Source organism: Pseudorhizobium endolithicum (assembly GCF_902153245.2).
GTDB classification, from domain to species: Bacteria; Pseudomonadota; Alphaproteobacteria; order Rhizobiales; family Rhizobiaceae; genus Neorhizobium; species Neorhizobium endolithicum.
Genome location: NZ_CABFWF030000011.1, coordinates 330,294 through 353,789, shown reverse-complemented (window position 1 = coordinate 353,789; position 23,496 = coordinate 330,294). Strand labels below are relative to the sequence as shown.

26 protein-coding genes and 1 pseudogene are annotated in these 23,496 nt (G+C 58.6%); 16 read left to right on the top strand and 11 right to left on the bottom strand.

All coding sequences use genetic code 11. The features are described 5' to 3' along the window. Positions 1 to 466 precede the first annotated feature (466 nt). Positions 467 to 628, top strand: a complete 162-nt coding sequence (locus tag RTCK_RS21115; RefSeq protein WP_185927977.1) for a hypothetical protein — start codon at positions 467 to 469, stop codon at positions 626 to 628. A 170-nt stretch (positions 629 to 798) separates the two neighbouring features. Here RTCK_RS21115 and RTCK_RS09800 read toward each other — a convergent pair whose 3' ends face one another. After that, positions 799 to 1,245, bottom strand: coding sequence for a MerR family transcriptional regulator (locus RTCK_RS09800; protein ID WP_142592651.1), 447 nt, complete (start codon positions 1,243 to 1,245; stop codon positions 799 to 801). A gap of 465 nt (positions 1,246 to 1,710) precedes the next feature. On the opposite strand from RTCK_RS09800, the gene RTCK_RS09795 reads away from it, so the two are divergent. Next, entirely contained in the window at positions 1,711 to 2,889 is a 1,179-nt protein-coding gene (locus tag RTCK_RS09795) for an ATP-binding protein (RefSeq protein WP_142592650.1), read from the top strand. A gap of 96 nt (positions 2,890 to 2,985) precedes the next feature. Here RTCK_RS09795 and RTCK_RS09790 read toward each other — a convergent pair whose 3' ends face one another. Then, entirely contained in the window at positions 2,986 to 3,381 is a 396-nt protein-coding gene (locus tag RTCK_RS09790; protein WP_235988658.1) for a 2'-5' RNA ligase family protein, read from the bottom strand. Positions 3,382 to 3,556: 175 nt separating this feature from the next. Beyond that, the gene (locus RTCK_RS09785; protein ID WP_142592649.1) at positions 3,557 to 3,796 is read right to left on the bottom strand and encodes a hypothetical protein; all 240 of its coding nucleotides are present in this window, start codon (positions 3,794 to 3,796) and stop codon (positions 3,557 to 3,559) included. A gap of 191 nt (positions 3,797 to 3,987) precedes the next feature. Between RTCK_RS09785 and RTCK_RS09780 the strand changes: the two genes are divergently transcribed. Next, positions 3,988 to 4,347, top strand: a complete 360-nt coding sequence (locus RTCK_RS09780) for a hypothetical protein (RefSeq protein ID WP_142592648.1) — start codon at positions 3,988 to 3,990, stop codon at positions 4,345 to 4,347. Positions 4,348 to 4,654: 307 nt separating this feature from the next. Here RTCK_RS09780 and RTCK_RS09775 read toward each other — a convergent pair whose 3' ends face one another. The 4 genes from RTCK_RS09775 to RTCK_RS09760 all read right to left on the bottom strand — a co-directional run bounded on the left by RTCK_RS09775 (position 4,655) and on the right by RTCK_RS09760 (position 6,688). Further along, positions 4,655 to 5,038 carry a type II toxin-antitoxin system VapC family toxin gene (locus tag RTCK_RS09775; protein WP_142592647.1) on the bottom strand — a complete coding sequence of 128 codons (384 nt, stop codon included), beginning with the start codon at positions 5,036 to 5,038 and terminating at the stop codon, positions 4,655 to 4,657. Beyond that, on the bottom strand, positions 5,035 to 5,235 hold the full coding sequence (locus RTCK_RS09770) for a type II toxin-antitoxin system VapB family antitoxin (protein WP_142523087.1): 201 nt from the start codon (positions 5,233 to 5,235) through the stop codon (positions 5,035 to 5,037). Before RTCK_RS09770 ends, RTCK_RS09775 begins: the two co-directional genes overlap by 4 nt. A 361-nt stretch (positions 5,236 to 5,596) precedes the next feature. Further along, positions 5,597 to 6,019: a LysR family transcriptional regulator gene (locus tag RTCK_RS09765; protein ID WP_235988646.1), complete on the bottom strand. Its 423-nt coding sequence runs from the start codon at positions 6,017 to 6,019 to the stop codon at positions 5,597 to 5,599. 12 nt (positions 6,020 to 6,031) lie between these two features. Continuing rightward, a complete protein-coding gene (locus tag RTCK_RS09760; RefSeq protein WP_142592646.1) occupies positions 6,032 to 6,688 on the bottom strand; it encodes a TetR/AcrR family transcriptional regulator in 657 nt (218 codons plus the stop codon). Between the two features lie 71 nt (positions 6,689 to 6,759). On the opposite strand from RTCK_RS09760, the gene RTCK_RS09755 reads away from it, so the two are divergent. The 3 genes and pseudogenes from RTCK_RS09755 (at position 6,760) to vapC (ending at position 8,900) form a co-directional block, all read left to right on the top strand. Continuing rightward, entirely contained in the window at positions 6,760 to 7,491 is a 732-nt protein-coding gene (locus tag RTCK_RS09755) for an SDR family oxidoreductase (protein ID WP_142592645.1), read from the top strand. Positions 7,492 to 8,271: 780 nt separating this feature from the next. Next, positions 8,272 to 8,502, top strand: coding sequence for a type II toxin-antitoxin system VapB family antitoxin (gene vapB, locus RTCK_RS09750; protein ID WP_142592682.1), 231 nt, complete (start codon positions 8,272 to 8,274; stop codon positions 8,500 to 8,502). Further along, positions 8,502 to 8,900, top strand: a pseudogene (vapC, locus tag RTCK_RS09745) (tRNA(fMet)-specific endonuclease VapC). The gene vapB and the pseudogene vapC overlap by 1 nt, the downstream one beginning before the upstream one ends. Before the next feature lie 131 nt (positions 8,901 to 9,031). Here vapC and RTCK_RS09740 read toward each other — a convergent pair. Next, a complete protein-coding gene (locus tag RTCK_RS09740; protein WP_142592681.1) occupies positions 9,032 to 10,381 on the bottom strand; it encodes a cytochrome P450 in 1,350 nt (449 codons plus the stop codon). Between the two features lie 295 nt (positions 10,382 to 10,676). On the opposite strand from RTCK_RS09740, the gene RTCK_RS09735 reads away from it, so the two are divergent. Next, on the top strand, positions 10,677 to 11,150 hold the full coding sequence (locus tag RTCK_RS09735; protein ID WP_235988645.1) for an MgtC/SapB family protein: 474 nt from the start codon (positions 10,677 to 10,679) through the stop codon (positions 11,148 to 11,150). Between the two features lie 514 nt (positions 11,151 to 11,664). On the opposite strand, the gene RTCK_RS09730 is transcribed toward RTCK_RS09735, so the two are convergent. Both RTCK_RS09730 and RTCK_RS09725 read right to left on the bottom strand, forming a co-directional pair. Next, entirely contained in the window at positions 11,665 to 12,162 is a 498-nt protein-coding gene (locus RTCK_RS09730; protein ID WP_142592680.1) for an RES family NAD+ phosphorylase, read from the bottom strand. A gap of 7 nt (positions 12,163 to 12,169) precedes the next feature. Further along, complete coding sequence (locus tag RTCK_RS09725) at positions 12,170 to 12,520, bottom strand: MbcA/ParS/Xre antitoxin family protein (protein WP_142592643.1); 351 nt, start codon at positions 12,518 to 12,520, stop codon at positions 12,170 to 12,172. Between the two features lie 179 nt (positions 12,521 to 12,699). Between RTCK_RS09725 and RTCK_RS09720 the strand changes: the two genes are divergently transcribed. The 4 genes from RTCK_RS09720 (at position 12,700) to RTCK_RS09705 (ending at position 16,384) form a co-directional block, all read left to right on the top strand. Continuing rightward, entirely contained in the window at positions 12,700 to 12,954 is a 255-nt protein-coding gene (locus tag RTCK_RS09720; RefSeq protein ID WP_142523101.1) for a type II toxin-antitoxin system Phd/YefM family antitoxin, read from the top strand. After that, entirely contained in the window at positions 12,951 to 13,373 is a 423-nt protein-coding gene (locus tag RTCK_RS09715; RefSeq protein ID WP_142592642.1) for a type II toxin-antitoxin system VapC family toxin, read from the top strand. The genes RTCK_RS09720 and RTCK_RS09715 overlap by 4 nt, the downstream gene beginning before the upstream one ends. Before the next feature lie 567 nt (positions 13,374 to 13,940). Then, the gene (locus RTCK_RS09710) at positions 13,941 to 14,873 is read left to right on the top strand and encodes an ornithine cyclodeaminase family protein (RefSeq protein WP_142592641.1); all 933 of its coding nucleotides are present in this window, start codon (positions 13,941 to 13,943) and stop codon (positions 14,871 to 14,873) included. Beyond that, positions 14,870 to 16,384: an FAD-dependent oxidoreductase gene (locus tag RTCK_RS09705; protein WP_142592640.1), complete on the top strand. Its 1,515-nt coding sequence runs from the start codon at positions 14,870 to 14,872 to the stop codon at positions 16,382 to 16,384. The genes RTCK_RS09710 and RTCK_RS09705 overlap by 4 nt, the downstream gene beginning before the upstream one ends. A gap of 21 nt (positions 16,385 to 16,405) precedes the next feature. Here RTCK_RS09705 and RTCK_RS09700 read toward each other — a convergent pair whose 3' ends face one another. Beyond that, positions 16,406 to 17,464 carry a GlxA family transcriptional regulator gene (locus tag RTCK_RS09700; protein ID WP_235988644.1) on the bottom strand — a complete coding sequence of 353 codons (1,059 nt, stop codon included), beginning with the start codon at positions 17,462 to 17,464 and terminating at the stop codon, positions 16,406 to 16,408. An 86-nt stretch (positions 17,465 to 17,550) separates the two neighbouring features. On the opposite strand from RTCK_RS09700, the gene RTCK_RS09695 reads away from it, so the two are divergent. From RTCK_RS09695 to folD, 5 genes are read left to right on the top strand one after another with little or no spacing between them, the layout of a single operon-like run. After that, positions 17,551 to 18,801, top strand: a complete 1,251-nt coding sequence (locus RTCK_RS09695; RefSeq protein ID WP_142592639.1) for a sarcosine oxidase subunit beta family protein — start codon at positions 17,551 to 17,553, stop codon at positions 18,799 to 18,801. Positions 18,802 to 18,810: 9 nt separating this feature from the next. Further along, on the top strand, positions 18,811 to 19,101 hold the full coding sequence (locus RTCK_RS09690; RefSeq protein WP_142592638.1) for a sarcosine oxidase subunit delta: 291 nt from the start codon (positions 18,811 to 18,813) through the stop codon (positions 19,099 to 19,101). Further along, positions 19,098 to 22,028 carry a sarcosine oxidase subunit alpha family protein gene (locus RTCK_RS09685; RefSeq protein ID WP_142592637.1) on the top strand — a complete coding sequence of 977 codons (2,931 nt, stop codon included), beginning with the start codon at positions 19,098 to 19,100 and terminating at the stop codon, positions 22,026 to 22,028. Before RTCK_RS09690 ends, RTCK_RS09685 begins: the two co-directional genes overlap by 4 nt. Continuing rightward, a complete protein-coding gene (locus RTCK_RS09680) occupies positions 21,997 to 22,587 on the top strand; it encodes a sarcosine oxidase subunit gamma (RefSeq protein WP_235988643.1) in 591 nt (196 codons plus the stop codon). Before RTCK_RS09685 ends, RTCK_RS09680 begins: the two co-directional genes overlap by 32 nt. Beyond that, positions 22,584 to 23,474, top strand: coding sequence for a bifunctional methylenetetrahydrofolate dehydrogenase/methenyltetrahydrofolate cyclohydrolase FolD (gene folD / locus RTCK_RS09675; RefSeq protein ID WP_142592636.1), 891 nt, complete (start codon positions 22,584 to 22,586; stop codon positions 23,472 to 23,474). The genes RTCK_RS09680 and folD overlap by 4 nt, the downstream gene beginning before the upstream one ends. Positions 23,475 to 23,496 lie beyond the last annotated feature (22 nt).

Below are 23,496 nucleotides of genomic sequence, written 5' to 3'. Positions count from 1 at the left end.
GTTGGTCATAAGCAACCCGACCCTACCGGAAATCACCGATGGCTATGAAATCCAGCTACACCACTCCATGGGACACGATCTTGATGCCCCTGGATTGCACTCTACGCTCAGATCTGTTGATTGCGCCGAACGCCATCTCGTTCACCTACACGTACTAGCGGCTATCTAGCCACGACTACCTGCCCGCCTCTGAACCCCGCAACGTCGTGGCAGTCCCACTCCCTTGCGGCTCCATAGCGGAGGGAATCCCGTCATGGGCTTCCATGTCGTCCTTCCGCCCGCGCGTGAGTCGGATCAGCGAGAAAGATCCCTTACCCTTCCAACTAAGGAAGAGGCGGACTGTTATGCCCACCTCCGATCCGTCTGATGCTGCTTGCCGTGGAAGCCTTAGAGCTCTTCCCAGCTGTCGTTGCTGACGCAACAGCTGCGGAGCCCCTTCTCCGCGCGCTTGGAGGAGTTGGCGACATTGGGGGTGATCTTGGTTGAGGGTTGCGGCGGTCTCTTCCAGCGAGGCGGCCTGCTGCTCGGTGCGCTTCTACAGGTCCTCGCGCTCTGGCTGATCTCGCGCGAGCCGCTGTCGATCAAGCTGGTGGATTCCGCCACCGAGATAACGCACTCCCCAAGGTGATCGAAGCAGAAAAAGGACAGCGACAAGCTAAGTCAGGTGGCGTGAGTCCTGCTCACGGTCCCACCACATCATCGAGACACAGGGCGGCGCATATCGAAGGCGCACTGGATCAGAATGTTGCGCAGGTGGAAGGGTCGAGGACGCAGGCATCGTAGACCGCGACGGGCGGATTAGAGGCCATAGGTCTGGTTCAGGTCCTCTGTGTCCTCGGCTAGCGCTTCCATTGCCGTCTGTCGTTTGTCGAGCTTCGACTTCAACGCGAGCACATCCTTAAGGAGGGCGCGGCGGTGTTTGCCGACGTAGCGGAATGGCAGATCGCCCCGGTCCATACGTAAGACGACGAGCGGGCGGGAGATGCCGAGAATGGCTGAAGCTTCGCTCGGGCTCAGTTCCTGGTCCTCGGCCAGCACGGCAACGCGCTCTCCGCGCAGCATGTGCGCCAGAAGCGCTTCAACAGCTGCGGCGGCCGAGGGCGGGATCGGGAGAGTCCGCTCTTTGCCACCTGCATTACGCACGTGGAGTTCCAGCCTGTCGCCGGCAACCAACTTTGGCAAGGGCGTTGCAATTTTTCGGTCGTGATCTGACAGTCCGGCGAAATGAACAATCTGGCTGGCCATGACGATATCTCCTTAGCCGACAATATAGCGAACAAGGCGTATAACTGCAATAAGTGAAAGTTCGGCTTCGTTGCAATGGTGGTGATGGGGGCAGTTCTTGGGAATGGTTCGATTCACATCAACTGCTGCGAAAAAAAGCTGGTCGGCTTGGCGGTGCGATGGAAATATGCACACCTTTGCGTTCGCTTGGCTCCGATCAGGTACCCTCCGTTGAGTATTATCCAGGTCAATTCCGGTAACCAATCAGCGAAAGTTTCAGCAGCGCCTGCGGCGTCTCTCACCTATCTCATGCCGCAATCTGGTTGCCACCTACTTCTGGCTTCTCGTTACAATCAGTCGCCATGTAGATTTCAAATGGTCATTTATTGACTTTCAATCGGTCATCACCATAGTTTCAAAAAGTCATCGAAGGAATGAAGCTGTGGCGCTATATCCAAGCTCGTTGAGCAACGCGTTGCCGACGCCATGTCAGACACGCGAGTCGTACTGATCGTAGGTCCCCGACAATCAGGAAAAACGACCTTAGCCAAGAAGATGGCCAACGAGGCGATGGAGTATTACACGCTGGACAATGCGACGACCCTGGACGCAGCTCGACAGGATCCAGTTGGCTTTGTAAGAGGAATGGATCGCGCCATTATCGACGAAATTCAGCGCGTCCCCGAGCTGTTGCTAGCAATCAAGGAAAGCGTGGATACCGACCAGCGCCCAGGACGTTTCCTCCTGACCGGTTCAGCCAATCTCATGACGCTGCCACGCGTGGCGGACTCGCTCGCAGGGCGCATGGAAGTCGTTCGATTGCTACCCCTGGCGCAAAGTGAGATCAGAACCGCTCGCAGCAGCTTCCTGCGCGACGCCTTTCAAAACGAAGCAAAGGCCGGAAAACCAATCGTCGGCGACGACCTGATGGCTGCAGTTCTGGCCGGTGGATATCCCGAGGCATTGGGCCGCAAAACCTTGAGCCGCAGGCAGGACTGGTATGCGGATTATGTCCAGGCGATCGTTCAGCGCGACGTTCGCGATGTCGCGCAAATCGAGCAGATCGCGCAAATGCCGCGCCTGCTGCGCATTCTGGCAGAGCATTCAGGACAGCTCGTGAACTATTCCGGAATTGGCGCCGCCATCGGGATGAACCATATCACAACACAGAAATATGTCGGCATATTCGAGAGCCTGTTCCTCGTTCGAACCGTGCAACCCTGGTTTTCGAACAAACTGAAACGCCTAACCAAGACACCGAAAGTACATTTCCTCGATTCCGGCCTTCTCGCATCCCTTCGCGACCTTTCTCTCGACCGTCTCCGCGACGACAGGGGTCAGTTCGGGGCGTTGCTGGAGACTTTCGTTTTTAGCGAGATTCTTAAACTTGCCAGCAGCGGACACACCCGATTTGAGTTTTCGCACTTTCGCGACAAGCAGCAGAACGAAGTGGATGTCGTCATCGAAGACAGAAAGGGGAGGATTGTCGGTATCAAGATAAAAGCGGCAGCGTCCGTCTCGAATTCCGATTTTTCCGGATTGCGAATATTGGCCCAAGCATGTGGAGAACGGTTTGTTTCAGGCATTGTCTTGTACGACCATGACAAGGTGATTCCATTTGGGGAACGCCTATCGGCCGTGCCAATCTCGGCGTTGTGGCATTAGCCCCTGGAAATTCGCTTCAGTCTCCAGACCCGAGCATTGATCCGATGGCGTCGATGAAAAATGGGCCTCAGGTTCGATTCCCTTCAAGAGCAAGTCTCACCTTTGGAAGGACATCGTTGCTTCATGCTGCCATGGCCCCTGCATGTAGCGCCATAGATCCAACCCTGTGATGGAGATGGCGCAGGGCTTGAACTCCATCGTCAAGGCACGGTGAAGTGCGTCTGCCTCTGAGCGCGAGACCTTGTTCTGGATGGTGATATGCGGCTGCCACTTCTGCATGTCCTGTCCGCCCAACCAAGACGCGAACGCTGACCTCAGCTGGGCATGAACATGTTGAAGCTCTAAGCTGGCGATGGTGAATGCGACGCCGGCGCCGAGATGTCGCATGCCAATTACGTCAGCGGAGATGGGTCCTGTTTTCTCTGCCACCTCCTCAAGCGTTGCAGCAACCCGTTCTAGGTACTCGCCCGGCAGCCGATGAACCATCGTCAGATGCGCCTGCAGGAAGTTCCGCTCAGGCGGGAAGTGCGCCTTACGCGATCGTTGAACGGCTTGAGGTCAGCATCTGCGATATGAGCCGTGAGGATAAGTGGCTGAAGCGTCTTCATGAGGTGGACTGTCCTCTGGAGATTGGCTTCGCAAGATGGCCGATGGAGATGACGCCGTCCTACGTTACTGCACTAGCTAGGTCCTCCTGGAGCACCGAGCGTTCAATCTTTGCAACGTAGACGAAGTCTTGCAGAGAATGATGCTGATTGGAACTTAAGACGGCCGTGGTAAGGAAGTCAGGATCAGAACCGAACACCGTGGAGATGTATACGACCTGCAGGTCAGCGTCTGGCGCACCTTTTCTTTTGGCCCAGTAGTGTTCGTCTGGCTCAAGATAAAACGGGTTGATCGGCTGCATGGAGTTTCTCATCTCGATACGCTTTGTAGCAGGTGCGGGTAATTCGCCAAGCGGGAGCTTAATCTGGTACACCGTCCGTCCACCAACGTACGGTCCCTGACCGTAACCTTGAGAAGGATCAAGCGTGCCAGCCCAGCCATGGACAAGCCGGCCGTATCAGTACATGGCTCGTTTCGGAGCGGGGGGAGCGAATGCCGTATTATCTTGTGACGCAGACTTCGCTTGTTGAGGCAAAGGACGAGGTTGCTGCTGCCGAGCAGGTCTTGGCCCAGTTGCAGGAGGCACCTGAGGTCACCTTCACAGTCAGGTACGACGAGAACACCGTTCAGCAGGTAACGGTTCGGAGGACTGGATCGCCGGAAAGAGTGCGGCCTGAACCTAATGTTAAAGAGGACGAGGCTTCGTCCGCCGCTGTTGGCGTTGTGCAGCAAGCGCCGCCATCCGAGCCGCGGCCTCCGACCGGCTCCACTGCGCAGCCACCTGTCGCTGCCTTCGCCGTCTTCATTACAGGTGCCTTGGTCGGAATGGTTGCTCAATGGCTCATGATCTGAGCAGAAGGCCATGCGTAGGGCCGTAGGTTCGATTCTCTTCAAGGCGAAGACGGCGGCAGCTTTATTCCTCTAGCTCAGCCATAGGAGCTGTCGCGGCGCCTAACTTAGCGTAGATATTGCGCCAGCGGCGGAAGGCCCATGGGGTGCGAAACTCAAATTGCTGCTGTTTGCCCTTCATGGCGTCGTTTTTTTGTCGGATATGGTTCCCAACGCGTTCCTTGCGCTCGCGTACGCAACTACTGAGTCGGCGGTTCTCATCTCATCAAGACCTCAGCTACCAGCGCTTCGAAAGCTCCTCGGCGGATGTCTAGTGAGGAATATTCGCGGAAGGATAAAGCGCAGCGCCAACCTTCTGAGCCGCAGCCGCCAGGCGTTTATCCCTCGTCCACAAGCTTGATCGTCGATCGAGGAGGGTTGAAGTCAACAGGTGTGCATCAGTGTAGCCGATCCCCATGCTGAAGACCGAATAGCGGTCAATGACGGTCATTACCTCTGCATGGGTCGCGACCACTGCCTCACGCTGAGCTGCAAGAAACGCTAATACCGCATCACGATCTCGCAGACTGCCCAGGGCCAGTTCGCCAACAACGAAAGGGTGGCAAAGCAACTGATCATTTCCGATGATTGTGGTCAACTCCGAGTCGGCGTGTCGAAAATGATCAATCCAGATTGAGCTATCGACAAGGATCACTTGCTCACTTCGCTCCGGCGGCGAGGCGCTACCTCGGCCTCGGGCATAGTGCCGCCAAGGGCGATCAATCGTTTGCCGGATTCGACTCGTACCAAAGTCTCGAGTGCTTGACGCACAAGAGCCGCCGTTTCCTTTGTGCCTGTAAGGGACTTGGCCCGTTCCAGGAGGTTGTCGTCAAGACTAATAGTAGATCGCATAGGTAGCTCCCAGATGTTGATGCGATTATAGCACCAATCGGTGCGATCATCTACGCCCGCTCAGGCGGGCCATCGCGACGCTGTGGCCCGGAGTATGTCCAGGCGTAGGATTGATTGGAAACCCGAAATCACTTCCTCATCATCTTGGAACACTTCCACCCGACCGCGCTGCAGATATGGCCGAAGGCACTCCTCTGCTTCCTGGAACCGCTGCTGGTTGAGGCCTTTCGGCCGCGCCTCTGCAGGGGTCTTCAACCAGAATTCGAGCTCACGCGCGGGAACATGCAGGGTCGCGTTCTCAAAGCCGGGCTTGCCGTCCCGGACCACGGGCGGCAAGGTTGGAACTGGGCATTGGGCCGTCCTACAAGCGGCAGGCGACGTCAATATCCTCATGCACGATGTTCTTGACGTCGTGGTCGAGAAGAAGTTGCAGCTTGACCTTCGGATAAGCTTCCCGAAACCCGACCATAAGCGGGGCGAGGGCCTTGGTGACCAACCAACGGGGCGCCGCCACCCTCAGCCATCCAGAGGGTCTCCCATGCACCTGCTCGACTGCACTCTCTGCGTCTCCAGTAAGGCGCGCGAAATAGATCGATCCCGCCTCTGTCAAACGTATGTTGCGGGTGGTTCGGTGAAGCAGCTTTACACCCAGCCTCTGTTCCAGATCCTGCACTTTCTTGCTGATCCGCGCCTTCGATGTTCTCAGGCTCTCGGCCGCTGCGGTGAAGCTTCCCCGCTCGACAACCTCAACGAAGGCCAACGTGCCGCTCATGTCCCGAAGCATCAACAGGGTTCCTCAGGCAACTTGGATCGTCGCACACGTCTCACCGCCTGCCATGGTGAGATAGGCAAGGCACATGCGCTTCAACTCATCACGAATGGCATTCTGGTCCGATGGAGGCAGATTGCGTTCGAAAACATTTCTGACCGTTCCAAAGATAACCGAAAGCAGCGTGACGTTGATGAGACCGATGTCGGTGTAGCGATTATTGGGAGCGCTCACCAGCATCACCCTGGTCGCGGCATCCATGCGCTTGGCGAAAGCATCAATCAACGCCTCATTATCCAGCTCGACTGCAGAGCTATAGAGCGCGCGCGTGACATCGCTGCGCTCCGTCTTTGCTTCCCAATAGGTGGCGATCAGTGCTTCGACCATCTCGCCTGTCGTCCTGCCATGGTGGGCAAGGCAGGTCACTTCCACCCTATGCGCCAGTCGGTCTAGATAACGTTCATTGAGCGCATAGAGCAGGGACTGCTTATGCGGAAAATACTGGTACATCGTGCCGACTGAGACCCCGGCGCGCTCAGCCACGCGCGTAGTCGTCAGCCGGTGGGTCCCTTCGGCAATCAAAACCTGAATAGTCGCCTCGAAAATCGCGTCAATTGTGGTTGCTGCCCGGGCCTGACGTGGTTGTTTGCGGGCTTTCAGGTGGCGAGGAGGTAAGACGTCCATATGCGAATCCAAAAGTCGAACTATCCTTCATATATTACGGCTGCGTGTTTCCAAGATGCAAAGGTCAATTGATGGCTGACAACAAGAAAATCGCGCTCGTAACAGGGGCAAACAAAGGCATTGGCTTGGAGATTGCGAAACAACTGGCGGAGGCCGGCGTCACAGTATTCATGGGCGCGCGGGACGTCGCCCGCGGTGAAGCGGCTGCGCTTGAATTGTCTAAGGCCGGATTGGACGTGGAGGCCATTGAAATAGACCTCAACAGAGAAGAGACGATCCCTGTTGCTGCCAAAGCGATCTTGGCGCGACACGGCAAGCTCGACATCCTTGTCAACAATGCCGGCATTGTCGATGCTGAGGATGGTCCGCCGTCCGTGGCAACGGTTGGTGCGGCAAGGCGGTTGATGGAGACGAACTTTCTCGGCGCCCTGGCCGTCACCCAGGCTATGTTACCGCTCTTGCACAGGTCGAGCGCTGGCCGCATCGTCAATCTGGCGACAACGCTGGGCTCACTCACGGTGAATGGTGATCCGACCTCGCCCTACTATGAGGCACGCCTGATTGGCTACAACGCTTCAAAGGCAGCGTTGAACATGCTGACGGTGCAGCTCGCTGCTGAACTTAAGGATAGCTCGATCGTCGTTAACTCGGTGGCGCCGGGTTATGTCAAGACGGACCTGACGGGAGGCAATGGTTACATGACGCCCGAAGAGGGAGCACGTCTGCCGGTCCAATATGCCTTGCTCAAGGACAATGCGGTCTCTGGCCAATTCGTCGCGCCCGAAGGCTCCGTCGCTTGGTAGCGGCACGTCGTCTGGGCCGGCATATGCCAACCCTCTCCCCGCATCTATGGAGCAACCGCGGGCCGTTGAGCTGCAACAGGGTCACGTTCCCTGCGGATGTAAGACCTGTCGAGGGAGAATGGCAGCCCTTTCCCATTCCGGTTGAAGATGCCGGCGGGCGAGGAGGCGGTCCTCGCGATTGATTGCAGAATCGATATGCAAAGAGATCGACCACCGGTATTGTCGAGGACAATGACGTCATGGCGCCCTTCGTGCCGTATCCGCTCTCCCCTCTCCAAATCACGAAACGGCGGGCCTTCCTGATCTCATCGATCCGGCCATGCCAGCCTCGGTTCCGCGAGACCGATCTGACGCGCACACCGCCATTTATCCCCTGGAGATGAAGGCGGACATTGCGCCGGTGACCGGCTGCGATAACTTCAAGCCCTGATGAAAGCTCAAGACGCCTTCAGCGGCATCACACAGCTCAAGCTCCTGGCTACACACCTCTTGGTAAGCTTACGCCTTTGGAGGATTGTGTTGATAGCAGTCTGGCCGCTGTCGCTGGTCACATGCGAAGCAGGTTCAGCGCCAAAGGCTGGTCCGAAAGCGTTAGATCGTAACCAAGTTTGTGGGACCAGAATCGTCTTGGTCCTCAGTCCGTATCGTTCAACTGCGCGGGCAACAGGCGGTAGCGCTAATCAATGTTAGTGGGCGGGTCCTGAAGTATATCCTATTGATATATCCCAACAAGAAGACTAGGTAAGCGATGTCGTTGTTCGAGAATATCGATTTATGCAGATGGAGCAGGGGGCAGTATTCCAGAGCAACCGGAGCCAGGTGATCTGTCTGCCAAAGGCGGTCGCTTTGCCTGATGATGTGAAGCGAGTCGATATCGTTGCGGTGGGACGCACGCGCATTATCGCACCTGCTGGCGAGGTTTGGGACAGCTGGTTTGAAGGAGCGGCGGCAACAGCTGACTTCATGAGTGAACGTGATCAGCCTGCTTCGCAGGAACGCGAGGCGTCCTAATGCTCAAGTACATGCTGGACACCAGCATCTGCATCTTTACGATCAAGAATCGACCGCGGTAGGTGCGCGAGGCGTTCAATCGGTTCCATGATCAACTGCATCAGTTCGGTCAGCTTTATGAAGCTAGTTTACCGAGCGGAAAAGTCAGCCAGCCCTAAAAGAATCTTCCCGTTATAAAGGGCTTCGCGGCGCGCCTCGAGGTGTTGCCTTACGATGAACCGACTGCCAGGCATGCGGGGCAATTGCGTGCCGAACTGGCGGGCAACAGGGCTCCGATAGGCCCATATGATCAACTCATTGCCGGACAAGCTCGCTCGCGCAGACTGATCATAGTCACCAATAATCGCCGAGAGTTTGATCGCGTATCCGGCTTATTGGTGGAAGACTGGACTAGGTAGCCTCACACGTTCAATTGCAGCACCACCACCGGAAGCCGAGGATGACGAGCTTCCGTACGCATTTCAACTACTCGCTCTTACGTCCGTATCCCTTCAAGGCCGCAACTACTATCGAGCCGAGTGGAGGGGCGCTAACGCGCGCGCACCTTCATCATCAGGCTCTTCTTGGGCCGCAGCGTCACCTTCATCAGGGGCTTGGGCGGCTGTTCGGCGACACTGGTCAGGCTGACCGTCTGGAGGATCACTGCGAGTACGGCGACCGCCTCCATCAAGGCGAAGCCGCTTCCGATACAGACCCGAGGGCCAGCGCCGAAAGGGATGTACGCGAAGCGGTGCCTCTCCTTGGTGGCCTCGGTTGAAAAGCGTTGCGGGTCGAAGACCTCGGGGTCCTGCCAGATCAAAGAATGCCTGTGGAGGGCGTATATCGGGACGAACATCACAGCCCCGGTTGGGATCAGGAACTCACCAAGCCTGAAGTCTCTCAACGCGGTGCGGGTGATGATTGACGCCGGCGGGTAGAGGCGCATGGCTTCGGAGAAGACCTGCCTCGTGTATGTCAGCATTGGGATGTGATCCGAGGCGATTTGACGGCCACTCGACACCGAAGCGATCTCTTTCAGAACCTTCTGCTCGATTTCGGGATGCCGTGAAAGGAGATCGAAAGTCCATGCAAGCCCGAGTGCCGTGGTCTCGTGACCTGCGGTGATGAAGGTCATCAGGTTATCGACCATTTCATCGTCGGTCATGGTTCGTTCGGTTTCCGGATCCTTTGCCGCGAGAAGCATCGAGATTAGGTCGTTGCGCTCTTCACCGCCGCGACGTCTCTCTGCGATAACGCGGGCGAGACTGGAGCGGAGGAATTTGACGGCGGCCAATGCTCTCCGTCGGCCGGGGTAGGGCATCCAGTCCGGCGCGCCGATGACGCCCAGGGCGAAGGTCCAGCCGCTTGGATCCAGGTAGTCAGTGATACTGCGTTCGACGCGACCGACATCAATCCCGTGGCCGCCGGACATCATCGTCTGCACGATGATGTCAAAGGTGGTCCGCATCATTTCGTGCCCGATGTCAACAACGCCAGGAGACTGTTGGAGCAGTCGGTCGCGGGCATGTTCGGCCGCCGCGATCATCATGGGCTGGAGTTCCTGTAGAGAGGCGGGGCGGAATGCGCTGGCAACCGACTGGCGCTGCCACTTCCAATGGCTGCCGTCAGCCGTCAGGAGGCCCTCTCCAAGGGCAGGCCCGAGAGCACGACGCACCTGATCGCCTTTGCCCAGAGCATCCGCGTTCTTGACCAGTGCCTCGTGCACCAGAACCGGATCGGCAATCCAGACCTTGACGTCGCCGGCGGTTCTCGCGAACACCATTGGCTCGGTGAAGATGGACGGCGGAACTGCGTCGAGCGGATTCCTGACGAGGGAGACGAGGGCTTGAGCCGTCGAGATCGGAATGATCGGCCCCATCGGCTTCGGCTTGCTACTCATGTTGTTCAAAGCAACTCTTCCCCGATTCCTAAGGCCACCCTCGGGCACTGCCGTGTGAACAGCGAAAGAGCCTCGATGTTCCGTAGTTTTAGGAGCTGCCTGCATCGCACCGTGAAACCCTGCGGCCACGCCGCTAAGCGTTCTCGGTGATGGCGAGACTATCGGCGTCGCAGTCCGAGAGGAGGCGAGCTGTATCCCTGCCACGCGATTGTCGTTGACGTTTTTGTATGGCATTCCCATCAAAGCCAGTTTGCAACCCGCATATGAGGACGCTGCCGTGGGAGAGGAAATTTGGTTGAGCCTTGCCAAGGAGTTCTCGGACATTCCAGACGTGGGCACCATCACCCTGATCACGGTGCGTCTGGTGATCGCGGCGGCGCTGGGTGGAATTCTCGGATACGAACGTGAGCGCAAGGGGAGAAGCGCGGGGGTGCGAACTCACATGCTGGTTGCCGTGGGTGCGGCACTCTTCGTCATAGGTCCACTACAGAGCGGGATGCAGATCGCGGATCTGTCGCGCGTACTGCAGGGCGTCGTCCAGGGGATAGGCTTTCTGGGAGCAGGCGCTATCATGGTTCGATCGGCACAGCGTCGGGTCGAAGGCCTTACCACTGCTGCAAACATCTGGGCCACTGCCGGGATCGGCGTGATCGCGGGCCTGGGGCTAGAAGCAACTGCCGTGTTGTCGACCGTCGTCGTCTTGATCATCCTAGCAGCGATCCCGCTGATCCTGCCGAAGGACTCCGAGATAGATTCAGGATCAAGCTAGACAGGTCCTCGATGTTCACCTGTCGGACGCAACATGCCTTCTCCCCTGATCAGCAAGCTGCAAATCTTCACAGCTGGGCCCTACTCTCCTCGACCGATTGACCCATCACTACGATATTATCGAGAGCGGAATCGCATCCTGGAGCTTCAAAAACTCCCCAAAGTCAAAGCCGAAGATGCCCGCCACCGGCACTTGGCCTACCCTCTGCAACCCGGCCGCTGGTTAGGCGAAGCGCTGATCGTCTATAGGAGGGGCCAAGATTGACGCGATTGACAGCTTCTTGCCGCGGCAGGTTTATCGCGTCATTATGCATGGCCATTTACTCGCGGTAGCGACAGCGGCAAGTTGGAAGGTTCAGCGGTCTTTGGGTCAAACGTCTCGTCTGTCCGATAGTGTCCGAGGAAGGTCGAAACGTAAAAAAGATTGGAGGGAGCCGCCTAGTTTGCTTTGAACCAGCATTCTGACGGTGCAGTTGGTTCTCACCATGTGGCGACGAGGCGGAGGCCGATTGTCGCTATCGCGAAAGTCGCTTCTCGTCATCAATCAGCGTCAAGCGCGCGGGGGCGGTCGCACCCCATTGCCAAAGGACCAGGTTGAGATCGTCAGCGTTCGCGCCGGGCGCGAAGCTTCTGACAAGCAAGCCGTGATAACCTGCGGCGGCGAGGTGTCGGGCGAAAGCCTGGGTGTGGGCCTCGCCGCTCGCCTTCATCTGGTCTCGCCATGTCGGGTCTGCGAGAGATGACGGGGTCGTCCCTTCGGCCAGCAACGCGACCTCGTCTCTGGTGTCGAATACCCGACCTATGTCGGCGTCGTAAGAGATCAACGTCGTCGGCTGCAGGCTACCGGCCTGATTGGCCTCGCGAAGGGCAGTCATCACCGTGAGGCAGGTGTAGAGCGCTGGTGTGCCCTTCTTGTTGAAGCGACCTCCATACAGCACAGCCCCGCGCCCGGACATTGGCTCGCGCGCATTGATCGGGTTCAGGGCTCGAAAGAGTGCGCCTTCATATCGCATCCTCTTTTCATGCGTGAATGCCGGCATCGACCGCATCGATATAATCGAGAACCTCGTCCGCACGCCCCTCCCGGACCAACTGCATCGCTGTCATTCCAGAGAAGCCCGGCAAAGGCTCTGAGCGATACCAAGCATAGGCCATAAGGGCCGACCCGAAGCGCGGCTCCATCTTGTTGACGACCTCGGTCATCTCGCGCAGACGGCGCTGCGTCTTGTCGGACCGAATCCGGTCCTTCCGTTGGATTGCATCCTTGCCGAGTCCGGCCGTTCGGGCAATTTCCTCGCTCGTGGTGCGCAGGACGTCGGCAATCTTCCGCGGCGAAAAAAGCCCTTCGTCAGCATATTGCGCGATACCCATGGTTTACCTCCGGCTTTTGGTGCCAATTATTATGACGCTATATACCGTCAGAGTTGGCGGCATTCAAGAGAAGGAATTTGGGAAAGCGAAAAGCCTGGGCAGCTACGTAGTGCCAGGAGGGCGTTGCGCAGGGAGCATGAAGGCGCTATATGTACGTATGTTCCTACATGGAGACGCATATGGCCACTCTCAGCTTGACGAGCCGCGAATTGAATCATGATGTTGGCAGAGCAAAAAAAGCTGCTGAAGCGGGACCGGTCGTTATCACAGATCGAGGCAGACCTTCGCACGTGTTGATGACCTATGGGGAGTTTGAGCGTCTGACAGGTAAGCGTCACAATCTTGTCGATGCCCTTTCCATGCCTGGATTGTCGAATATCGATTTCGATCCGTCTCGATCGGTCATCGCGACTCGCGAAGTTGACCTGTCTTGAGATATCTGCTCGACACAAACGTTGTCTCCGAGCTCCGTAAGGTTGGTGACGGTAAAGCTGATCCGAACGTAACGGCTTGGCTAGGCGCGCAGGATTCTCGTGATCTGTATATTTCTGCCATAACAATTCTAGAACTTGAGCGCGGGATACTCAGCATCCAGCGGCGTGACATCGAGCAGGGCGCTCGCTTACGAGCCTGGATGGATAGCCGAGTACGCCCAGAGTTCGCTCAGCGCATCATTGCTATCGATGACGCGATTGCAACGCGATGTGCCCACCTGCATATTCCGGATCGCCGCAACGAAGCTGATGCACTCATCGCTGCTACGGCGGTCGTGCACGGGCTTGCGGTCGTTACCCGCAACATTCGAGATTTCCGGGGCACCGGCGTTATCCTCGTGGACCCATGGCTTGCCTGAGTGAGGTCGCGTAGCGCCCCGCAATTGTTTTTGCGACTCTGCAAGAACACGTAGTCCAGTTCTTCTCGCAATGTAGAGGTCGACGGCTCAGATCCGTTCAGGGGAAGACGCCTGCATGGCATTTTCCTGAGCCACCTGCACCTCGGCACGTCCACCGAAAACCAGATGCTGCCGAGCGATCTCAGAGTGACTATCAACGGTGCCCGCCAAAAGGTGACATCGGACCACCTTATGGGGTCAGGCCAAGGGAGGGCCACTTTTCAGGGGGCAGACCAAGCTCCTGTGTTCGTTTCCCCCGCTCGGTGTCCCCATCTAAGGCTGACAGGTGGTCGTGCCTTCCTTCATGATCGGCCGATTGTCAGGGCACATCTCGATTTTCCTGACCGGTCGCGGATGTACCGGCGCCCGGCGGCGCATGTGGAGCCCGCCTTCAGCAGTCGGAAATTTCATGACGTCGAAGGATCAGCAAAGATCTCTATCGAGCCCATCCGTAAAAGCAGTTGATAAGCCTGACAGGTCAGCATAAGCTTCCTCGGTATCCAAATCTTATACCGAGGATGACGGAGCTTGCTATATCTGTCCGACCAGAATGTCCGGGATCTTCTACCTGACCCCAGCGGTCTGCTCGCGATCATCGGCGACACCCTGACAGCACTGGCGGACGGAAGGGTACAAATGCCGCCGAGAACAACATTAGCTTCGGAAAATGCGGCACGTTTTATCGCCTTTCCCGTACGGATGTCACACCTTGGCGTGGCCGGCGTGAAGTGGTTCGGCATAGATCATCAGCCCGAGTCCTCAACAAAGACTGCTGCAGCTCATATCCTTCTGTCTTCGGAGAAGCGAGCAACGCCACTCGCCGTCGTCGAAGCGGGATGGATCACCGCGTGGCGTACCGCAATGATGAGCCTTTATGCCGCCAAGCTACTTGCGCAGCCGCAGGCTCGACGGATCGCGTTCATTGCCTGTGGCGAACAGGCGAGGCTCCATCTCGATGCTTTCCAGACGTCGTTTCCTTTGGCTGAGGTGAGAGCCTGGAGTCGAAGCGGCGATACGGCGAAGCAATTCGTGAAGCTGGCTGTCGAGTCAGGCCTTGCTGCCGAGGCAGTCTCTTCGGCCCGCACCTGTGTCGAGGGTGCGGACATCATAATTGCAAGTAGCCCTGCTGCTATCAACACCTGCTTCACGCCCGGTGATCTAGCACCCGGCGCCTTCGTCAGCCTGGTGGATCTTGGGAGAAGCTTCACTCACGAGGCGCTGACCATCAGGGACGTGGTCCATGTCGATGACGTGCCGCAGGCACGAGCCTTGATGACGCGGGGCGATATCGCCACGATGGGCATGGCGCGTATGCTGTCCATAACGGAGACTGCTCCTTCCTATCCACAAACCCGCCCGCGCATCTTCCTCCCTACCGGATTGGGGGCGGTCGATGTTGCGCTGGCGCATTACCTTTGGAGGGAAGCGGTCATCAAGGGTAGGGGACACGACTTGAGATGAACATGACAGCGACCGATTTGCGAACTCGCATTGGCTCTGTCGCCGGGCAGGCGTTCGAAGTCGCCGTGGTTGGCGGCGGAATAAACGGAACCGCCGTGGCCCGGCAACTGGCCCATGAAGGGCGCAGTGTGTTGTTGGTGGAGAAGGAGGACTTCGGAGCTGGCAGTTCATCCCGATCCAGCAGGATAATGCATTGCGGCCTCAATTACCTTGCCGAGGTTCTTCATGCCAAGGGCCCCGGTGCGAAGCTGCGCAATCTGCGCCTCGCCCGGCGGATGATGATCGAGCGAGCAAGGCTCTGGCGCGATCTGCCGGGCCGATTGATAGCGCGTCCCTTTGTCATACCCATCCGGGCAGAAGATGCCGTTCGCCCTTGGGCCTATGATCTCGCGTTTCGTGCGTTGAGAGCGCTTGGGGGGTATGGAGTTCCAATCGACTATCGTCGATTTGCTGGCCAGTCTCTTCAAGACCATCCCTTGCGTCCGTTCTTCAGTGATGACCTTGTCGGGCTTGTCAGCTTCTCCGAGCTTGTCTTCGAGTGGCCCGAAGCGGTCTGCCATGATTATGCGCGGGATGCGGCCGCCTTGGGGGCGAAGGTGCTCAACTACGTGGCGCTTGCGGACGTCACGCGAGAGACGGGGGGCTGGCGGCTTTCACTTGTCGACATGCTCACGCCTGGGGTGACGTCGAGCGTCAGCGCGCGGCATGTCGTCAACATGACCGGCATTGCCTCGGACAGGATCAATGCGAGAGCGGCAAGCGCAGGGCTGACGGGATTTCCATCGCGAACCGTCACTCCCAATAAGGGCTGCCATGCCGCCATGCGATTGCCGGAGCCGTTTCGCGGAATGGGCATCCTCCGCAGAAACGAGCTTGGTCATCTCTTCCTGGCCGTCCCATGGCGGGATTATCATATCGTCGGTCCGACCGAGACGGCAGTTGTCGGTGACCCGCCACCACCTCGGGCAGAAGAAAGTGACGTCGCAGCACTGGTTGCGGCTGCGGCTGAGAATATTCCCGGCGCTCACATCGACCATGACGATGTGCTCTATCATTGGGGTGGCTATCGTCCCGCGGGCTATAGCGCGGACAACTTGCGCGGCCAGTGGTTACGTACGATCTATGCCCCCGATGACACCGTACAGGATGGCGGGGCCTGGCTCTCCATGGCCTGGGGACGACTTGCGGATCATCGGATCACGGCGGAAGAGGTGGCAAAGCTTATTGCCGCCCGGAGCGGTCGGAACGCCTATCCGCGAAGCACGGAGAGGCTGCCGCCGCTTGCGCCGCGAAGGGCGGATGAACGAGACTTCATCGCAGGTCCTCTAGGTCCGGCTACCCTTGCCGATGTTATGTTCGGTCGTCTCGGATTGGGATGGAGTGCCGACCTTGGTCGTTCGGAGATGCGACGGGTAGCCGATGTTATGGCCGAGGCCAATGGGACGTCCGCCGACAAGCTCGTCCTCGATTACGAGGCGCTGCTGCGCAAGGAGTTCGGCGCAACTTCGTAAGAACCGTCCGCAGGAATTCGTTCAACCGGCCTCGCCCGAAGATGAAGGTATGCCTCTTGCGGCGTGACGTTTTCGTCTCGGCGGTATCTTGTACCGTTGGACAAAACATCTCGAGAAATGCGCCGCCGAGGTGAAGCCCGTGATCGATGCGATATCCAGGATGGCCAAGTCCGTTTGCTGAAGCAGCTCATCTGCTTTTGCAAGGCGCAGATCCCGGTAGAAACCCATCATCGGCATGTTGAACTGTGCCTGGAACAACCGCTGGAGCTGACGGGAGCTGACACCTGTCAGGCCAGCGATATGCTCGGGTGAAAGTGGATCGGCGAGATGGCTAGCCATCAGTTCCACCGCCGCCTCCAACATCGGATGGTTCAGGTTGAAGCGCTGGCGCACGCCCTCCTGCTGCGGCTCATTGGCAGTACGCAGCCGGTGGTGGATAAACCAGTTGCTGACCTCACGCGCAAATGCCGCACCGTGATCGCGAGCGATCAATGCCCCCATCATGTCCATTGCCGCGACGCCACCTGCGCAAGTGTAGCGATCACGGTCAACCACATAGAGATCCGGTTCGATCAATAGATCAGGATCGATTTCCCGCAGCGGATCAATATGAGCCCAGTGAACACAAAAGCGGCGCCCTGCCATCAGCCCTGCCTTCGCTAGGATTGCAGCACCACCGGATATGCCTCCAAGTGGAATGCGCAGATGATCGAGTGCGCGCAAGCCGCGGATGAGTGCCGCATCATGGTAGAGTAGCGGGTTCCCTCCGGCCACGACGAAAGCAAGATCAAGGCGATCATTCGTCGCGCGGGAGAGCGGGTCCGTCTGAAAGCCGCCGCCTGATGTGGAGGCAATGAAGCCGCCTTCCACCGAGTAGTAGTGGCATCTGTAGAGATCCTTTCCCGCCAGATGACGTGCGGCCCGCAAAGGCTCGACCGCCGAGGCAAGCGACATGAGCGCATAGCCGGGGGTCAATATGAAGCCGACTGAGTGGATGCTGGACCGCATGCAATCGTTTGCCCTTGCTCGGGTGAGGTGGGAACCCTTTTCCGTCGACAGGTGAATGTCCGAAATGGACAACAATCTGTCCGCCAAGTCCAATAATGGCTTGGGTCCCCGTTGTAAGGTTTGGTACCTCAAACGCAAGAGCCAAGGAAAGAACGGACGTGCGCTATTCAGCTTTACGGGTGCTGAAAGAAGCCCTCACAGGCCATCAGGGGTGGCGTCCGCTTTGGCGCGATCCAGATCCGCGACCATCCTATGACTATATCATCGTCGGCGGCGGCGGGCATGGACTTGCGACGGCCTACTATCTTGCCAAAACGTTCCGCCAGGCGCGCATCGCAGTGGTTGAAAAGGGCTGGCTTGGTTCGGGCAATATCGGTCGAAACACCACAATCATCCGGTCCAACTATCTCCTCCCCGGCAACGAGCCTTTCTACGAGTTCTCGATGAAGCTCTGGGAAAACCTGGAGCAGGAATTCAATTTCAACGCGATGGTCAGCCAGCGCGGTATCGTCAACCTTTTCCACACCGACGCCCAACGGGACGCCTATCGTCGGCGGGGCAATGCGATGTTGCTTGCGGGAGCAGACGCAGAGCTTGTCGAAGCCGGGCAACTGCGAGAGATGATGCCGTTCCTCAACTTCGACAATGCCCGTTTCCCGATCAAGGGTGGGCTTCTGCAACGTCGCGCAGGCACGGCGCGCCATGACGGGGTTGCCTGGGGCTATGCACGCGGCGCCGATGCCCGAGGTGTAGACCTGATCCAGAACTGCGAGGTGACCGGCTTGCATATGGAGAACGGTCGTATCCTCGGCGTGGAGACGAGCCGCGGATATATCGCTGCCAAGAAGGTCGGCGTAGCGGTCGCCGGCTCAACCAGCCTGTTGATGCAGTTGGCCGGCCTGCGGATGCCGATCGAAAGTCATGTTCTGCAGGCCTTCGTTTCGGAAGGACTGAAGCCGACGATTCCGGGCGTCATTACCTTTGGCGCGGGCCACTTCTACGTCAGTCAATCCGACAAGGGGGGCTTGGTTTTCGGTGGGGATATTGACGGCTACAATTCCTACGCGCAACGCGGCAACCTGCCCGTCATCGAGGATGTAGTGGAGGGAGGCATGGCGCTCATGCCGATGATCGGGCGTGCCCGACTTCTGCGCACCTGGGGCGGCATCATGGACATGTCGATGGACGGCTCGCCGATCATAGACCGCACCCCGATCGATGGCCTCTACCTCAATGCAGGGTGGTGTTATGGCGGCTTCAAAGCGACGCCGGCTTCCGGCTATGCCTTTGCGCATCTCCTCGCGACGGATCGTCCGCACGAGACGGCCAAGGCCTACCGCCTCGACCGGTTCGAGCGTGGCTATGTCATCGACGAAAAGGGTGCAGGCGCCCAACCGAATCTGCATTGAGGTGATGCCATGTTGATCCCCCATCCCCTTCTGGGGCTGCGCGATGCGCAGGAGTTTACCTATCTTGGCGATGCTGTACTACTGAACCGCCCCGACGGGCTTGCCGAGGGCGCCCCAGAGGCCTTCAACGAATATATCTATCTCCGCGGCAATCCTGCGGGGGTCCATCGCGAGCTCTGGTTCCATGAGCAGGGGGACCGCAGTTGGCTGATCGTGACTCGCAATACGCTCACGCATGAGATTTTACACGCCGAACTGGCGCGGGATGTGGCGCTCAAGGCCAAGGCAGGTGCAGTATGAGACTGTCTGGCGGTGTCATTGATCGCAGTAAGCCGCTGCAATTCTCATTCGATGGTCGAAGCTATTCAGGCTACGCCGGCGATACGCTCGCTTCGGCCTTGCTCGCCAACGACGTCCGCCTCGTTGGTCGCTCGTTCAAGTACCACCGGCCGCGCGGGGTCTTTTCGGCAGGTTCCGAAGAGCCGAACGCGCTGGTTGAACTGCGCTCGGGTGCTCGCAAGGAGCCCAACACACGCGCGACAATGGTTGAGCTCTTTGAGGGCTTGGAAGCCACGAGCCAGAACCGCTGGCCCTCACTCAAGTTCGATGCCTTGGCGATCAATGATCTGTTTTCAGACTTCCTGACGGCGGGCTTCTACTACAAGACCTTTATGTGGCCGAAAGCGTTCTGGGAGAAGCTCTACGAGCCGATAATCCGCAGGGCGGCAGGACTCGGCAGCTTGTCGATGCAAGCCGACCCCGATGTCTACGACAAAGGCTTCCTCCACGCCGATCTTTTAGTGATCGGCGGCGGGGCTGCCGGATTGATGGCAGCGCTTGGGGCGGCACGAGCCGGTGCAGACGTCATACTCGCCGACGAGGGCAGCGAGCTTGGCGGGCGTCTTCTCGCCGAAACGGATACCCTCGACGGGAAATCCGCCGCCGATTGGCTCCGGTCGCTCGAAGGAGAGCTGGCGCAGCTACCAAACCTGAAGGTGATGCGTCGCACCACGGTATTTGGCGCGTTCGATCACGGCATCTATGGCGCAGTTGAACGTGTTTCGGATCACCTGCCCGTTCCGGGCAACCGTCCGAGGCAGACGCTTTGGCGCGTCACGGCGCGTCGTTCAATTCTTGCCGGCGGAGCAATCGAGCGGCACATTCCCTTCCGAGACAATGACCGCCCGGGGATTATGCAGTCATCCGCCCTGCGGGCCTTTGCCAACCGCTGGGCGGTAAGCCCCGCGAGCCGCGTGGCGATCTTCACCAACAACGACAGCGGCCACTGTGCTGCCCGCGACCTGCTTGCCAAGGGCGTGGAGATCGCGGCGGTTGTCGACTCGCGCGGGGATGCGCCCCAGCAAGGGGATTTTCGTGTGATCAGAGGCGCCATGGTGACTGGATCCAAAGGTCGTCATGGTTTGGCGTCGATCGAGGTGTCCAGGCCGGGTGGATCGGAGTGGATCAGCTGTGGAGCGCTTGGTGTTTCTGGCGGCTGGAATCCCAATGTTCACCTGATCTCGCATCACCGCGGGCGTCCGGTCTGGGATGCTGAACTTCATGCCTTTGTACCCGGGCCGGACCTGCCGAAGGGCATGACGGTCGCGGGGGCGGCCAAGGGAGAAGGTAGCTTGCATGCTGCACTGCGCTCGGGTGCGGAGGCGGCAATGGCGTCGCTCCAACAACTTGGCCTACGTCCGGAAGCTCTGCGTCTTCCCGAGGTCGAGGTCCGCGAGGAAAATCTCCAACCGCTTTGGCACGTGCCTGGCAAGGGACGGGCATGGGTGGATTTCCAAAACGACGTGACCGTCAAGGACATCAAGCTCGCCTACCAGGAAAACATGCGGCCGGTTGAGCATCTGAAGCGCTGGACCACGCTTGGGATGGCGACCGATCAGGGCAAGACTTCAAACGTCACCGCACTTGCGGTTATGGCAGAGCTGACAGGAAAATCGATCCCTCAGACGGGGACGACCATCTTCCGTCCCCCTTACACGCCAATTTCGCTTGCCGTCCTGGGCGGAGGTGATACCGGCACGAATTTCCGTCCGCGTCGCCTGACACCAAGTCACCAATGGGCTAAAACCAAGGGCGCTGTTTTTGTCGAGGTGGGGCAATGGCTCCGTGCCCAGTATTTCCCGCAGCCGGGAGAAGCACATTGGCGCCAAACGGTCGATCGCGAAGTTCTCGCCACCCGCAGAGGTGTCGGAATATGCGATGTAACCACGCTGGGGAAGGTTGATGTCCAGGGTGCGGATGCCGCCGAGTTCCTGGATCGCCTCTACTGCAACCCGATGAAGAGCCTGAAGGTGGGCATGGTGCGCTATGGCCTCATGTTGCGGGAGGACGGGCATGCCTTTGATGATGGTACCTGCGCTCGGCTTGCAGAGAACCATTACGTCGTAACCTCCACCACTGCCCAGGCCGGCCCGGTATATCGGCACATGGAGTTCGCTCGCCAATGCCTTTGGCCTGAACTCGATGTTCAATTGATATCCACGACCGATGCCTGGGCGCAGTTTTCCGTTGCGGGTCCGAATGCACGGAGACTTCTTCAGCGCGTGGTTGATGACGCTGATCTTTCCAATGAAGCCTTTCCTTTCATGGCCTGCGCCAATCTGACGGTCTGCGGTGGCCTGCGTGCGAGGCTCTTCCGCATCTCCTTTTGTGGGGAGCTCGGCTATGAAGTTGCCGTTCCCGCGCGGTACGGCAACGCGCTTATGGCCCGGTTGATGGAACTGGGTGTGGATCTGGGCGCGGTCGTCTACGGTACGGAGGCACTCGGTGTCATGCGTATCGAGAAGGGGCATGCGGCGGGCAATGAACTCAATGGCCAGACCACTGCGCAAATGCTCGGCATGGGGCGGATGGTCTCCTCAAAGAAGGATGCGATAGGCGCTGTGATGAGCCGGCGCCCAGGCCTTCAGCTGGAAACGCGCGTGCTCGTCGGTCTACGGCCGCTCGATCCGGCCGAGCCGGTGGTTGCGGGATCGCACCTTTTTGCCGAGGGGGCGGTGCAGAAGACGGAGAATGACCAGGGTTGGATCTCCTCAGCCGCCTTTTCTCCGCACATGGCCTCGGCAATTGGTCTCGCCTTCCTGACCAATGGCGGCGACCGGATGGGAGAGGTGATCATCGCTGCCAATCCTCTCCAAGGCCAGCAAGTGGCTATGCGTGTCGTCCCGACAGTTTTCGTTGATCCTGAAGGAGAGCGCCTTCGTGGCTGATCTGATACCAATCACCGCCCTTGGGCTGGCGCAGCCGAAAAGTCTGACTGTGGGCTCGCTTAGCATGACCGAGAACACCGGGCTTGCTCTTGCCTCGCTCGCCTTGCGCCGCGACGCGGAGGCTGTGTGCCCCTTTGGCCTGGTTCTACCGGAGCCCGGCCGCTGGGTTGAAAAGGATGGAGTTGCATCATTCTGGATGGGCCCCGGTCAGTGGATGCTTGAGGCTCGAGGAAAGGCCGAGGAAGATTTTTCCGCTGAATTGAAACAGCAATGCCCGGGACACTCGGTGACAGAGCAGACGGACTCTTTCGCGGCCTTCGAGATATCCTCCCCGGCCGGTGCGGCTCCGATCATCGCGGTCATGACCAAGCTCGTGAATATCGACCCACGTGGCTTCACGCCAGGTTCGGCGACCCGCACCGGTCTTGCCCACATGAACGTCTTCGCGATCCGGCGAGCGGATGACCATCTTGCTGTTCTCGGAATGCGCTCCCTGGCCGCTTGCCTGTGGCATGAACTTGAACGCGCGCTGAAGGGCGTAAGCGAGGTGCCGGCATGAGTGCCAAGGTAATCGACGGCAAGGCATTCGCGGGAAAGCTCCGTGCCAAGATCGCTTCTCATGTTGCACGATTGCGCGATGAAACCGGCGTGGTCCCCGGTCTTGCCGTCGTGCTTGTTGGCGAGGATGCGGCAAGTCAGGTTTACGTCCGCAACAAGGGTATTCAGACCGTCGCCGTCGGTATGGCGAGTTACGAGCACAAGCTGCCTGCGGAGGCATCCGAGTCTCAACTGCTCGCGCTGATTGCCGATCTAAATGCGGATCGGTCGGTCCACGGCATTCTGGTTCAGTTGCCGCTGCCGGCCCATATCGATGCGGGCGCGGTGATCAATGCCATCGATCCCCGCAAGGATGTCGATGGTTTCCACGTTACCAATGTGGGGCTCCTCGCAACCGGGCAGAGGTCGATGGTGCCCTGCACGCCTCTTGGATGCCTCATGATGTTGCGTGATCATTTCGGCAGCTTGCGAGGCCGCACAGCCGTGGTGGTGGGGCGCTCCAACATCGTCGGCAAGCCGATGGCGCAGTTGCTGCTTCGCGATGATTGCTCGGTAACGATCGTCCACCGTCACAGCCTCGGGATGGCTGAGATTTGCCGGAGAGCCGACATACTTGTCACGGCTGTCGGCCAACCAGAAATGTTTGATGCCTCCTATGTGAAACCGGGCGCTGTCGTGATCGACGTGGGCATCAACCGGATCGAGCGTGACGGAAGATCGAAGCTGGTGGGGGATGTAAACTTTGCGGATGTTGCCAATATTGCCGGCGCGATAACCCCGGTTCCGGGGGGCGTCGGGCCGATGACCATTGCGTGCCTCCTGGCAAACACCCTTACAGCCTATTGCCGCGCCCATGATCTGCCTGAGCCGGACGGCCTGGCCGTCTAATGTCGGAATAGGCCCGGATCCC